Below are 12,809 nucleotides of genomic sequence, written 5' to 3' on the forward strand. Positions count from 1 at the left end.
AGCCAGGGCGCCGCCCAAAGGTGGGGGCTGCTAAAGCACGCTACCGCCCCACCGACCAGGGCCCAGTGTTTTAAGGTCATAAATATAAATAATCTGAAAATCGACAGGAAACAGGCAAAAGGAAGGGAACAACTGAATCCCAACTATTTCCTTGTCGGTAGATGAATGTTCTGTTTCAGAAGGGTGACGATTTTACGGCATCGCCTGTGACAAGCAAGTGACAAAAAGTCTGACAGGTGCGGTTTCAGAGGCTTACCGCAGTAAAGAATTGTTAAAGGATCACAAATGCAGGGAAATCGACTAACTTTCGCTCACCCTGGCCCTCATAACGCTGGCAAACTCCATAAAGAACGCCGAAAAAACGCCTCCCATCAATCCGAGCATACCTGCCAAAACAACGATCAGGGTTCGCGCCGGACCAATAGGCTCCGAGCTTTTTCGACTTTCAGCAAGAACTTCCATTGGCTGAATTGACTTCAGGGTCGCTTCCAGCGACAAACGCTTTCCTACGGTCCCTGCTATAGCCTCGCCGGCGTCGTTGTAACTCTCCAACATGCCGACCGTCTGAGACAGAGACTCTATCTGGCTCTGAAGAGCCCCCTTCACAGCCGACACTGCGGCTGACTGACTCTGCTCTAACTCATTGACCAAATGAGCGTGCGCCCGCCTCACCTGTTCACCCTGCTCAACTGAGGCTTCTGAAGAAATTCGAATCAAAGCGGTATTCTCGGGGTTGACGAAGTTGATATCGAACGGCAAGGGTTGATTATGGCTTGCTTGATATATTGCCTGATATTCAGGAAGCCAGCGATTCTCCAGAGTTGCAATAACAGTACCCGGCTTTTCGATAAAGGTACCGGGCTCCTTCTCTGCAAGCCCAACGAGAGTGACGTATTCGTACTTGTGAGGCACGAAAAAAGCGTAAATGACACCCAAAAACAGTGCAGAGAAGAATACTAGATAGAAGGCTCTCCGATGCTTCAGAAACATAAAGGTCAGATCCACAAGACTAAGTTCGTCATCTGCCTCTGATCGACGCTCTCGCGGCATCTCTTCCATCTGCGCTCCTCTATTGATGCTTTAAGCCAAGGATGTCTCTGCTCGACGCCGGAACCGAATACCCAGTATTTTTTCTGGGCAAAGGCCACAACAGTTACTTCTTTATAGCAGATACCGGGACTCTGATGCTCTGTTGCTTCTGCATAAAATTGACGAGCACAATTGCCCGCTCTTCGCCGTCATAGGCCTGAAAAATGGCATTGATGCCCTCGAAGGGCCCCTCGCTCAGGTGTACCGGCTGGCCCGGCTTGATGCCGCCCTGCTCTGCCACCGAGTCGAGGCTCTCTTTGATATGCTGGATCACACCATCGCTTATGGGTGCGGGTTTGTTGGCAAATCCGACAATTCTCAACACACCACGGGTGGAACGAAGCTTCGACCACATTGGATCCGTCTGCTCAAGGTTTACGAACAGATAGCCAGGGAACAAGGGTTCCAGTTTCTTCGAGCGCTTTCCGCCCTTGATTTTCTCCACACTGATTTTTGGGTAAAAGCAGGCGATGTCTTGGTTCTGAAGGTGCTGAAGAGCGCGGTCGCCCTGGGCGGGCTTGTGTTGAAGTGCGTACCAGGTCATGGCCGGGGACTGTACCAGCTTCCCGATGCAACGAAATACGGATTTAACACATTCTGCTTACCATAGTTAAGGGGTTCCCCATCCAGTGTCTGCACTTTGCCGCCGGCAGCCATCAGCACGGCTTGCGCAGCACCGGTATCCCACTCAGAGGTAGGGCCCAGCCGTGGATAGATATCCGCATGCCCCTCGGCGATACGGCATAATTTGAGGGAGCTGCCCGCCTGCACCAACTCATGTTCACCCAATGCCTCGATAAATGCCCGGGTTTCGTCGTTGAGGTGGTTTTTGCTGGCAACAACCCGTTTCAGGGGTTTAGGTTCTGCCACACGGATGTGATGAACCCTGCCCGTGCGGTCCCGCATATGAGCGCCCTCTCCCACAATGCCCCAGAACGCCTCTTTCAGGGCAGGCGCGATGACAACCCCCATCACCGGCTGGCCATCTTCGATCATGGCGATATTTACCGTGAACTCGCCGGTGCGCTGGGTGAAGTCCTTTGTGCCGTCAACAGGATCCACCAGCCAGAAGCGACGCCAGTGTTTGCGCTCTTCCCAGGGGATATCGCCGCCCTCCTCCGAAAGGATCGGGATATCCCGGCTGATGCTTCTAAGCCCATGGGTGATGATGTCATGGGCAGCGGTGTCTGCAGCGGTAATTGGCGAGTCGTCTTCCTTGTAGCTCACTTTGAAGTCAGACTGGTAAATGTGAAGCACTTTCTCACTGGCCGCATCGGCCACTTTTATCACGTCCGGGAGGATGGAGCTGTAATGCATGTGATTCGCTTCCTGCTTCAGATCAAAACGTTATGAACTATCATAGGCAATAGTAACACTCCCTCAATAAAGAACGAGAAGGATGGCTCTATGAAACTTCGCTTCCTCGGCGGCACAGGCACAGTCACGGGCTCCCGCTACCTTTTATCCGATGAGAAACATCGGGTATTGGTGGATTGTGGCATGTACCAGGGCGTCAAAACCTTGCGCCGGCGCAACTGGGCGAAGTTTCCTGTGGACCCCTCCACTATTGATGCGGTGGTGCTCACCCATGCTCACATTGACCACTCCGGGTATCTTCCCGCTCTGGTTAAGAATGGATTCAAGGGCAAGGTTTACTGCACCAAAGCCACGCACGAACTGTGCAAGGTTCTGCTGCCAGATGCCGGCTTTTTGCAGGAAGAGGATGCGAAATACGCGTTTCGCAAGAAGTTCTCCAAGCACGAAAAACCGGAACCGCTGTTCACCGAGAAAGACGCCTGGGAAGCCCTCAAGCACTTTGAGTCCCTGCACTACCACGAGACGTTCGAACCGGTTAAAGGGTTCCATGTAACCTTTACCCCGGCGGGTCACATTCTGGGTTCGTCCTGTGTTCATGTTCATCACAAGGGCGCAGACAGAACAGTTGTATTCAGTGGTGACGTTGGGCGTCAGAACGACATCATCATGCGTCCGCCGGAGCCGCTTCAGAAGGCCGATGTGCTGATCTGCGAATCAACCTATGGGGATCGGGCCCACGGCGAGACAGATCCGGAAGCAGAGCTGGCTGAAATCATTACCCGCACGGCGGGGCGTGGCGGTATCGTGCTTCTTCCTGCGTTTGCCGTGGGCCGCGCGCAAATGCTGCTGTATGTGATTCACAAGATTATGGGGGACGGGAAGATACCCAAACTTCCGGTTTTCCTGAACAGTCCCATGGCCATCAAGGCTACCGAGATCTTCTGCAAGCATCACAAGGAGCACAAACTGAACGCCGCTCAATGCGAACTGATCGACGAAAAAACCGAATTTGTCCGCAAGGTGGAGGAATCCATTGAACTGGATGCGGTGCGCTATCCCTGCGTGATTATTTCCGCCAGCGGAATGGCCAGTGGTGGACGGGTCCTACACCACCTGAAAACGCTACTCCCAAATCCCCGCAACAGCGTGGTGTTCGCTGGCTTCCAGGCGCCTGGCACCCGCGGTGATGCACTGGTGAACGGTGCGGAATCAGTGAAGATCCACGGTGAGTACTGGCCTGTGAAGGCGGAGATTCATAACCTGGATTCCCTCTCTGCGCACGGCGACTACAACGAGATTCTGGCGTGGCTTGAGCAAAGCTCACTCAAGCCGGAGAAGGTATACGTCACTCACGGTGAGTTAGTCGCGAGTGACGTTATGCGCAAAAGGATTCGGGATAAGTTTGGCTGGGATGTTGAGGTACCGGAGTTGTTTGAGGAAGTTGAAATCTGATGGCTACAAAACCCGACAACCATCCGGGCGGTATTCGCTCCGCCAACCACTGGCACCGCTCACATCGATTGTACACACCCAGACTCCATTGATATCCCGCACGAGCTGAACAACTACACCGGATAGATTTGGATGCGCCCTGCCCCCCATCGTCACTTCGATGCGACCAGATCCGTCGCCATTAGCCACACCAACGTCAGTCATAACGTTTCCGGTAGTAAGATCCGACGGAACATAACCCAGATCCACATTGGCTACAGAACTTCCTTTCGCAAGCTGAACTTCAAAAGCCGACTTGTAGGCAGCAATCTCACTTAATACACGATTCATTTGAGATTTCATGACGTTAGAGCTATAAAGCGGAATAGCAACCGCGGCCAAAATGCCAATAATCGCAACAGTGATCATAACTTCAATGAGGGAAAAGCCGGAAAATTTTCTATTTTTCATCAGGTCGCCAACTCTTGATAACTATTCACGCGATACTTCAGGCAATAATCGAACCAATAAAGAGTTCGGCAATAGTTGAAGCTTGTTCGGCGTCTACCAATTCTTAACAGGGGATGCTTAAATAAAAAGCGTCAGCTTGCACGACTGAATGCTTCAATCGCGCGCGCTTCCGATTCTTTGCCTTGACGCCGCAGGGTCTTTGCAAGCGCATCAAGCAAAGCAGAGGCTTGCTCTTTGCTGACCTCACCAAATTTAAACCGTGCGAGCGCCCCTTCCAGAAGCTGCTCAGCCTCAGAAAATCTAAGTTGTTCGAGATAAGCTTCGGATAGGGAGATATATGCCCGGTAGCAATTCGGAGCCCTATGAACAAGTGACTCAAGGGCCGAAACCGCCCTATCTTGATCGTCCAACCACAACAAGCGCCCACGCGCGGATTGCTGGACGCAGTTGGGCTCATAATAGCGCCTACCTTGCTCTATCCTTTCGATAATCTGCTTTCGAAAAGGTGGGCCCATATCCGTGCCAACCAACCCCAGAGCAGATGCAACTTCAGCATCGACAATAAAGTTCTTGATATTGACATTAAGCGGAGAAAACATCTCGAGAAAAAGCAAGTCGTAATATGCATTTGACTGCAAGTTGAAGGGACCTTCACTTTGAACAATCTGAGAAATCCTTTTAGTCGCCATTAAATCTGCAGATGACATCACCAAAATAAGCGAGGAGATTGCTACACTAAAAACTCCGAACAGGCGACGAGCAGGAGCATTAAAAGTCAAATCAAGCCCTCTCTCACCTCTTTCTGAAGCGCCAATCAACAACCCGACAGTAAAGGCGATCAACGGCTGATAAATCACGAAGTTGACTAATCCATGCAAGCCCACAAGAACCACCACACAAAAAGCAAGTACCGGCAAACCAAAACCAGCGCCATATTTTCTAATACTGGCACCAAAACTAACAACAAACACAATCGGCACCAATAAAAATAATAAAGCACCAAAAAAACCTAGCTCGACAAATAACTGGAGGATGTCCGAGTGGGCAAAATGACCCGTTGTTGAAATTTCGAAAGCGGATCGAACTGCAGGATACCTTAAGGGGAAAGTACCAATACCGCTTCCTAGCAATGGGCGCTGCGAAAAGAGCTCCCAAGCGCTACCCCATATTTCAACACGATACCCGAGAGACTGACTTCTTACACCGATACCAACCGATTCAGCGAGGCCTGTACCCGCCAAATGAAAAGCAACCGCGAACCCTGTCAAAAGTGCCAGACCCAAAAAGAACAGCCGCTGCCGTTCACGTTGCCCCGATACAAGAAAAACAAGAGACAGAATCGATCCAGAAATAATCAACGCAATCCAGGCACCCCGTGACTGGGCAAAAAAAAGCGCCGCAGACATTATTGCGACTGTAAGAAGCACCCAGTGGGAGACTGTTTTCGATAGGTAATGATATGCCGCGCACAGCGCACCTATTGCAATAATGTTTGCACCGAGATTTGGGTCCTCCAGAAATCCGCCTGGGCGACCGTCTGAAGCCAGCGCTTGATAGAGAAGAAATAAAGCATTTACCAAAGCAACAACAATCAAAACGATTGGAAGGGCTTGCTCAATACGCTTTTTTGCGTCGATATTGCTTGCTAATAGAACGCCAACCGGCAAAAGCGCCAAACACCCACCCAACCATAGCGACATCCAAGGCCAGTCGCTGAAAAGCCAGTGAAAAGATAAAAAGATCAATGAGAAATTGGCGAAAAGCGCAATCGGCGAGACTTTGTACCTTGCGTTTGATACCAAAAACGTAGGCGCAATTGCGATGATAAAAAAGACCGGGGCAAGGAAGAACTGATCCTCAGGAAGAGAATCAACATTCAAAAGGCAAAAACAAAGAACGAATAAAGCCAGACCAGAAAACGAAAATTTCGGACAGGGGCGCTGTGCGCCCCTGTCCAAACCAGACCGGAAGGCCTGTCTAGACATTAATTACAACCGGCCGGCACGTATTCTGCGTCAACATTAGTAGTACATGCCCAACTGCCAGCAGTCGTGCGAGTCAGCGTAATGGTATCGCCGTTCAGGATGGCAGAAGCATCTTGCCCGAATGTTGCCACGATAGTACCCGCACCCTGGCCATTGGAGGCAAACGTTACCGTGGGCAGATCATTTTGCATCAGGTTTGAAGATGTCATACCGATATCCGTCGCACTACCCGGGAACACACCCCGGTTCAACTGCTCTTCGGTCGCAGTCTTGCCCGCAGAAATTTCACCCAAAACCCGATTTACCTGAGAGCGCGCAACATAGTCTTGGTACTGCGGGATGGCGATCGCCGCCAAAATACCGATGATCGCAACAACGATCATCAATTCGATCAGTGTGAAACCCTTCTGGGCGTGATTAATTTGGATATTCTTCATTATCGACCTCTGTGTTTATCGTTGACCAACTGTTTCTGACCCGGGCCAGATGGAGCCGCGCCCCGTGACCGGCTTTTTGAGCCTGAGTACGAAAATGCATTGAATGTGCCAACATTGAAGTTTTACAAACCTATAAAGATTACTGCATTTATTTCAGAAACCTACAAGAACATGAGGACAATTTCACAGTTTACGGCAGGGCCATTTTTCCTGCCCAGCGGCGTCAGTGGGTGACAATTTTCGTCACTGAGACCGGAATTTAAAGAGCTGACATACCAGGGACCTTTCTTGCTTCGCTACTAGACGCCATCTTACGCAATAGCTTTCCAAACTTGCGCCAGCCATCTAAACTCTTTGCAACTGACAAAACACCCGTTTCAGATACTTAGGCTGCGTTTCTTACTTAATTTATGTCTACCAACAAAAGCAACATCACGCTCACGGGCCTTGCGAGGCGCTTCGTAGATGACGGTCTTCTGGATGAAGCAACGGCTAAAGATGCCTTTTTGCAAGCATCCCAGAACCGTATTGCCTTAATCACCTACCTGACCCAGAACAATCTTGCTGACAGCTCAAAGCTTGCATTCTCGGCAGCGATGGAATTCGGCGTCTCTGTTCTGGACCTTTCAGCGTTTATGCCGGAAATGATGCCGGAGAAGGTAGTAGATGAGAAGCTGGTCCGTAAGCACAACGCTCTTCCTTTATATAAGAGAGGTAATCGCCTGTTCATCACTGTCTCGGATCCAACTAATATCCAGGCTCTTGATGAAATCAAGTTCAATACAGGACTTAGTACCGATGCTGTCTTGGTAGACGACGCCAAGCTCAGAGAAGCGATCGATAAATACCTGGAATCTCAGGATACCTCCATGGGTGATCTTGAAGATGCCGATCTTGAAGGTGTTGAAACGGAAGGTGGAGAACAGGAAGACGAAGGAACAGTAACGGCAAGCGAAGTTGATGATGCACCCATCGTTAAGTACGTAAACAAAATGCTGCTTGATGCAATTCGGGGCGGGGCGTCAGACATCCACTTTGAACCTTACGAAAAGATCTATCGGGTTCGATATCGTACTGACGGTATCTTGAAAGAAGTTTCTCGGCCTTCTATAAAGCTAGCCCCAAAAATATCCGCCCGCGTAAAAATCATGGCCCAACTCGATATTTCCGAGAGACGAGTCCCCCAGGATGGCCGGATAAAAATGAAGCTATCCAAAACAAAAGCCATAGATTTCCGAGTCAACACGCTCCCCACCCTATGGGGTGAGAAGATCGTTTTGCGGATTCTTGATCCCAGTCAAGCGAAGCTTGGCATTGATGTTCTGGGTTATGAAGAAGATCAGAAGCAGATGTACCTGAATGCCCTGCAGCAGCCACAAGGCATGATCCTCGTTACCGGGCCAACCGGCTCCGGCAAGACGGTTTCTCTGTATACCGGGCTGAACATACTAAACACCGCGGACATCAATATCTCTACTGCCGAAGACCCTGCAGAAATCAACCTAGAGGGCATTAACCAAGTCAACGTGAACACGAGGGTTGGACTTGGCTTTGCTGAAGCACTCCGAGCGTTCCTGCGCCAGGATCCCGATGTAATCATGGTCGGTGAGATTCGGGATCTGGAAACGGCCAATATTGCTATCAAAGCGGCACAGACCGGGCACCTGGTTCTCTCCACCCTCCACACAAACAGTGCAGCAGAGACGCTCACCCGTATGATGAATATGGGCGTACCCGCGTTCAACATCGCTACTTCGGTAAGCCTGATTATTGCCCAACGCCTGGGCCGAAGACTGTGCAGCGCTTGCAAACAGCCCTTCGAAGTCCCGAAAGACGTGCTGTTAGAGGAGGGGTTCACACAGGAACAAATTGATACAGGCTTCACGTTGTACCGTCCCAAGGGCTGTGATAAATGCAATGGAGGATATAAAGGCCGCGTCGGGATTTACGAGGTGGTCAAAATTACCGACGAGCTGGCGAACATGATTATGGAAGAAGCCAGTTCCATTAAAATTGCAAAGCAGGCTCAGGCCGAGGGCTTCCGTAACTTGCGTCAATCGGCACTTATGAAAGTGATCGAGGGCGTAACAAGCCTTGAGGAAGCCAACCGCGTGACGAAGGATTAAGCATGGCAGAGAAAGCGCAGAAGCTAGAATCGTACGTTTGGGAAGGGAAAGACCGAAAGGGAAACAAGTCCAAGGGTGAATTGACTGGCTCCAACCTGGCGCTGGTTAAGGCGCAACTTCGGAAGCAAGGCATTATTCCGGATAAGGTCAAGAAGAAGCCGAAGCCGCTTTTCGGTGGCAGTAAGAAGATTACCCCCTTCGACATTGCCATGCTGACTCGTCAGCTTGCTACCATGATGAAGGCCGGCGTGCCTCTGGTTCAAAGCTTTGACATTGTTGCCGATGGCCTTGAGAACAAGGGGCTTCAGGAACTGGTTATGAGTATCCGGAATGATATTTCGTCGGGTACAAGTTTCGCAGGCTCATTGCGTAAGCATCCCAAGTACTTTGATGACTTGTACTGCAACCTGGTTGATTCAGGTGAAAAAGCCGGTGCGCTTGAGGCCATGCTCGACAGGATCGCCACATACCTGGAAAAAACAGAGAATCTCAAGAAAAAAGTAAAAAAAGCAATGACTTACCCAATTGCGGTAATTGTCGTTGCTATCGTGGTTACAGCGATCCTCTTAGTAAAAGTAGTACCTCAGTTTGAGAGTCTGTTTAAAGGCTTTGGCGCAGAGCTCCCGGTGTTCACCCAGATGGTTGTTAATCTATCGGAATGGCTCCAAAGCTGGTGGTTTGTTGTGTTACTGAGCATTGTCGGGTCGATTTTTCTGTTTAAAGAAGCCAAACGACGTTCTCAAAAGTTTTCGGATTTGGTGGATAAGTACGTCCTTAAGTTACCTGTTGTGGGAGAAATACTCGATAAATCAGCAGTCGCAAAGTTTGGCCGGGTTCTTTCTACCACCTTTGCCGCAGGTGTTCCGCTTGTCGACGCCCTTGATTCTGTAGCTGGCGCAACAGGTAATGCGGTTTACAGAGACGCTATCGACCGCATCAAGAACGACGTTTCAAGCGGCACCCAATTACAGGCCTCTATGCGCCAGCAGGATGTATTCCCCGTCATGGCTGTTCAGCTGACGGCGATTGGCGAAGAATCCGGTAACCTCGATGAAATGCTGGCCAAAGTGGCGGAACACTACGAGGCAGTGGTCGACGACATGGTCGATAACCTGACAGCTCTCATGGAGCCAATGATTATGGCCGTTCTGGGTGTGCTGGTTGGCGGTTTGATCATTGCCATGTACCTGCCGATCTTCCAGATGGGTCAGGTTGTTGGCTAAAAGCCTGCTTTAACAGCCCACTGCTTTAAGGCGGGGTCAGAAGAAAAGAGTCTTCTGACCCCGAGTTACCCCGCCTGATTCTCGGACAATTGATGATTACTCTGGACGCTTTTCTCGGCACGCCCTGGCTTCTCTTTCTTACAGTCACCCTCGTTTCCCTCTGCATCGGCAGCTTCCTGAATGTTGTCATTCTCAGGCTGCCAAAAATGATGCACCAGGATTGGCGCTGTCAGTGCGAGGAATTCCTGGAACTGCCGGAGAAGCAGCGCAAACAGGAAGAGCGAATTACGCTCTCCAAACCGGCTTCCACCTGCCCCTCGTGCGGCCACGGCATTCGGGCTTGGGAGAATATACCGGTAGTCAGTTGGCTGGTTCTTCGGGGCAAATGCGCTTCTTGTAAGGCGCCTATCTCGCCCCGTTATCCGATCATCGAGGCCGTTACCGCGATTTTCTCGGTGGTTACCATTGCTGTCATCGGGCCGAACGAGTCGGCGCTTTGGGCCCTTTTGCTGGTTTGGGCACTGGTGGCTCTGACCGTTATTGATTTCGATACCCAGTTATTGCCAGATAGCATTACTCTGCCATTGATGTGGCTGGGCCTGGTGCTGAATTATTTTGGTGTGCTTACGGACTTCAACAGTGCCTTTTGGGGTGCGGTGGCCGGGTATCTCTCGTTGTGGTCGGTTTACTGGCTGTTCAAGCTGGTCACCGGCAAGGAAGGTATGGGGCATGGAGACTTTAAATTGCTCGCTGCGCTGGGTGCGTGGCTGGGGTGGCAGTTGTTGCCGGCGGTGATTCTGCTTTCTTCGGTGGTTGGTGCGGTTGTGGGCATCAGCCTGATGGTGTTCAGGAAGCATGGACGCGAGGTGCCGATTCCGTTTGGGCCTTACCTGGCGACGGCGGGGCTGATCTGTTTGTGGTTTGGGAGTGAGATTCAGGCGTTTTGGTTTGGGTTTTTGGGGGTTTGAGTATTTTGTCGGATTACGCTTTGCTAATCCGACCTACGCCAAACTTGTCAGACAGAATTCTAATTCGGAGATTCAATGTCAGTAATCGGCCTCACCGGCGGAATTGGTTCCGGGAAATCCACTGTGGCTCGCCTGTTCGGTAAGCTTGGCGTGCACTGGGTGGATGCGGATGATGTTGCCAGGGAGGTAGTTGAGCCAGGCAAGCCAGCGCTTGCTGATATTGCAGAGCATTTTGGGGAGCGAATTCTCAACTCCGAGGGTGCTCTGGATCGGGCTCAGCTTCGTGGGATTGTTTTTGAGAAGCCGGAAGAGCGGGTCTGGCTGGAGTCTCTGTTGCATCCGATCATCCGCGAGGAATTGATTCGGCAGTTGAACCCGGAGAACTACTCGCTTCCCTATGTGCTTCTGGTCTCCCCTCTCCTCCTCGAAACTGACCAGCACGAGCTGGTTGACCGCATTATCGTGATTGATGTGCCCAAAGAAATTCAGCTTGAACGCACCATGGCCCGGGACACGAATTCCAGGGAGCAGGTGGAGCGCATTATTGCGGCTCAGATGTCCCGTGAGGATAAGCTGGCGCGGGCCGATGAGGTGATTGATAATGATCGCCCTCTGGATGATGTAACGCGTCAGGTGCGGGAGCTGCATGAAAGGTTGTTGGTGGACTTTGTCTGACTGGTTTTTCCGCTCTCGTTTTGCAGGTTTTGCCGCGGCACTGTCTCTGACATTCTCTTCCCCGGGCCACACCATTGAGCCGGTGTTTGAGGTTCGGGAGCGTTCGGTGGCGGAGATTCTGTCCCCGGCTCAACTACCAATCGGATTCTACACCTTTGAACCGGACGAATACTGGGCCGAACCGCGTGATTCCTACTGGCTGAAATTCAGCAACTGGGTGTTGCGACAGGAGCGCCTCCACGGGCAGAAGATCCAGTCGGTTGGACAGTGGGCAGACCGGACTCTTTCCGGAAGCGCCCAGAGCCTACCCAATAATGAGAGCTACCTGCGCGTTGGGTTTGCAACGGAATCTGAATATGGCGACCCGGCACAGTTTGAGCCGGAGGCCCGATTTCGGCTGGACATTCCCACCACCCGACGCAAACTGCGCCTGGTTATCGAAAGCGAAAGCGAGGACCTGATTCCGCTCGGCGAGCGCCAGCGGGACCGGCAGCTTACCGAGCCGGAGCGATCTGATACAGAAGCCACGGGCGCTTTGCGCTACCTGACCCAAATTGGCGATGCCATCAACTTCTCCAATGACGTGGGTGTGCGTCTTCGGCTTCCTCCGGATGCTTTCTGGCGGGCAACGGCTGAAAAGCGATGGCGGCTTGACGACAAGTGGGTTCTGAACGCCCAACAGCGGTTTTATTATTTTCATCAAGACGGCTGGGGCGAGCGAACCTGGGTTGGCGTTGGTCGCCCGGTTGGGAATGACTGGTATTTCCGCTCCTCTTCAGAACTGGAATGGGTGCACAACGATAAGGAATTTGTGGCGGGCCAGATCTTCAGCATGCGCAAGCGCATGAATAACAGGTTGATTGTAACGCCGAGACTGGGCCTGCTGGGAGAAAGCAAGCCCTCCTGGCGCACCACCTCCGCGTTCACCGATGTCACTTTTCGCTACCGGCTGCACAGCAACTGGCTGTACGCAGAGCTAATTCCCGCGCTGGAATTCCCACGGGAGGAAAGCTTTAAAGACCGGGCGTCTGTGGTGTTCCGGGTGGAGATGTTTTTCTCGGGGATTATTGAAGATGATCGCCTCTGA

Annotated in this window: 12 protein-coding genes; 6 read left to right on the forward strand and 6 right to left on the reverse strand. The window is 51.5% G+C overall.

All coding sequences use genetic code 11. From position 1 onward, the window contains the following. Window positions 1–300 precede the first annotated feature (300 nt). From SIC15_RS13430 to cysQ, 3 genes are all read right to left on the reverse strand, one after another. A complete protein-coding gene (locus SIC15_RS13430) occupies window positions 301–1,059 on the reverse strand; it encodes a Wzz/FepE/Etk N-terminal domain-containing protein (RefSeq protein WP_412536155.1) in 759 nt (252 codons plus the stop codon). Window positions 1,060–1,153: 94 nt separating this feature from the next. Further along, window positions 1,154–1,633 carry a transcription/translation regulatory transformer protein RfaH gene (rfaH, locus tag SIC15_RS13435; RefSeq protein WP_412536156.1) on the reverse strand — a complete coding sequence of 160 codons (480 nt, stop codon included), beginning with the start codon at window positions 1,631–1,633 and terminating at the stop codon, window positions 1,154–1,156. Continuing rightward, entirely contained in the window at window positions 1,630–2,406 is a 777-nt protein-coding gene (gene cysQ, locus SIC15_RS13440) for a 3'(2'),5'-bisphosphate nucleotidase CysQ (RefSeq protein ID WP_412536157.1), read from the reverse strand. The genes rfaH and cysQ overlap by 4 nt, the downstream gene beginning before the upstream one ends. A gap of 90 nt (window positions 2,407–2,496) precedes the next feature. On the opposite strand from cysQ, the gene SIC15_RS13445 reads away from it, so the two are divergent. After that, the gene (locus SIC15_RS13445) at window positions 2,497–3,858 is read left to right on the forward strand and encodes an MBL fold metallo-hydrolase (RefSeq protein ID WP_412536158.1); all 1,362 of its coding nucleotides are present in this window, start codon (window positions 2,497–2,499) and stop codon (window positions 3,856–3,858) included. Window positions 3,859–3,861: 3 nt separating this feature from the next. Here the strand turns inward: SIC15_RS13445 and SIC15_RS13450 are convergent, their stop codons facing one another. The 3 genes from SIC15_RS13450 to SIC15_RS13460 all read right to left on the reverse strand — a co-directional run bounded on the left by SIC15_RS13450 (window position 3,862) and on the right by SIC15_RS13460 (window position 6,730). Next, a complete protein-coding gene (locus tag SIC15_RS13450; protein WP_412536159.1) occupies window positions 3,862–4,308 on the reverse strand; it encodes a pilin in 447 nt (148 codons plus the stop codon). A gap of 131 nt (window positions 4,309–4,439) precedes the next feature. Next, window positions 4,440–6,293: an O-antigen ligase family protein gene (locus SIC15_RS13455; protein ID WP_412536160.1), complete on the reverse strand. Its 1,854-nt coding sequence runs from the start codon at window positions 6,291–6,293 to the stop codon at window positions 4,440–4,442. Next, window positions 6,293–6,730: a pilin gene (locus SIC15_RS13460; protein ID WP_412536161.1), complete on the reverse strand. Its 438-nt coding sequence runs from the start codon at window positions 6,728–6,730 to the stop codon at window positions 6,293–6,295. The genes SIC15_RS13455 and SIC15_RS13460 overlap by 1 nt, the downstream gene beginning before the upstream one ends. A gap of 410 nt (window positions 6,731–7,140) precedes the next feature. Between SIC15_RS13460 and pilB the strand changes: the two genes are divergently transcribed. The 5 genes from pilB to SIC15_RS13485 all read left to right on the forward strand — a co-directional run bounded on the left by pilB (window position 7,141) and on the right by SIC15_RS13485 (window position 12,809). Beyond that, window positions 7,141–8,856 carry a type IV-A pilus assembly ATPase PilB gene (pilB, locus tag SIC15_RS13465; RefSeq protein ID WP_412536162.1) on the forward strand — a complete coding sequence of 572 codons (1,716 nt, stop codon included), beginning with the start codon at window positions 7,141–7,143 and terminating at the stop codon, window positions 8,854–8,856. A 2-nt stretch (window positions 8,857–8,858) separates the two neighbouring features. Continuing rightward, complete coding sequence (locus SIC15_RS13470; protein WP_412536163.1) at window positions 8,859–10,079, forward strand: type II secretion system F family protein; 1,221 nt, start codon at window positions 8,859–8,861, stop codon at window positions 10,077–10,079. Between the two features lie 92 nt (window positions 10,080–10,171). Next, window positions 10,172–11,047, forward strand: coding sequence for a prepilin peptidase (locus tag SIC15_RS13475; protein WP_412536164.1), 876 nt, complete (start codon window positions 10,172–10,174; stop codon window positions 11,045–11,047). 75 nt (window positions 11,048–11,122) lie between these two features. Then, window positions 11,123–11,722, forward strand: a complete 600-nt coding sequence (gene coaE, locus SIC15_RS13480; protein ID WP_412536165.1) for a dephospho-CoA kinase — start codon at window positions 11,123–11,125, stop codon at window positions 11,720–11,722. Further along, window positions 11,715–12,809 carry a hypothetical protein gene (locus SIC15_RS13485; RefSeq protein ID WP_412536166.1) on the forward strand — a complete coding sequence of 365 codons (1,095 nt, stop codon included), beginning with the start codon at window positions 11,715–11,717 and terminating at the stop codon, window positions 12,807–12,809. The genes coaE and SIC15_RS13485 overlap by 8 nt, the downstream gene beginning before the upstream one ends.

The organism is Marinobacter sp. MIT932201, from assembly GCF_047123295.1.
Classification (GTDB): domain Bacteria; phylum Pseudomonadota; class Gammaproteobacteria; order Pseudomonadales; family Oleiphilaceae; genus Marinobacter; species Marinobacter salsuginis.

What these genes read in the sequence shown, in the direction of transcription:
- SIC15_RS13430 (WP_412536155.1), bottom strand. Translation starts at nt 1,059, where the DNA reads ATGGAAGAGATGCCGCGAGAGCGTCGATCAGAGGCAGATGACGAACTT.
- rfaH (WP_412536156.1), bottom strand. Translation starts at nt 1,633, where the DNA reads ATGACCTGGTACGCACTTCAACACAAGCCCGCCCAGGGCGACCGCGCT.
- cysQ (WP_412536157.1), bottom strand. Translation starts at nt 2,406, where the DNA reads ATGCATTACAGCTCCATCCTCCCGGACGTGATAAAAGTGGCCGATGCG.
- SIC15_RS13445 (WP_412536158.1), top strand. Translation starts at nt 2,497, where the DNA reads ATGAAACTTCGCTTCCTCGGCGGCACAGGCACAGTCACGGGCTCCCGC.
- SIC15_RS13450 (WP_412536159.1), bottom strand. Translation starts at nt 4,308, where the DNA reads ATGAAAAATAGAAAATTTTCCGGCTTTTCCCTCATTGAAGTTATGATC.
- SIC15_RS13455 (WP_412536160.1), bottom strand. Translation starts at nt 6,293, where the DNA reads ATGTCTAGACAGGCCTTCCGGTCTGGTTTGGACAGGGGCGCACAGCGC.
- SIC15_RS13460 (WP_412536161.1), bottom strand. Translation starts at nt 6,730, where the DNA reads ATGAAGAATATCCAAATTAATCACGCCCAGAAGGGTTTCACACTGATC.
- pilB (WP_412536162.1), top strand. Translation starts at nt 7,141, where the DNA reads ATGTCTACCAACAAAAGCAACATCACGCTCACGGGCCTTGCGAGGCGC.
- SIC15_RS13470 (WP_412536163.1), top strand. Translation starts at nt 8,859, where the DNA reads ATGGCAGAGAAAGCGCAGAAGCTAGAATCGTACGTTTGGGAAGGGAAA.
- SIC15_RS13475 (WP_412536164.1), top strand. Translation starts at nt 10,172, where the DNA reads ATGATTACTCTGGACGCTTTTCTCGGCACGCCCTGGCTTCTCTTTCTT.
- coaE (WP_412536165.1), top strand. Translation starts at nt 11,123, where the DNA reads ATGTCAGTAATCGGCCTCACCGGCGGAATTGGTTCCGGGAAATCCACT.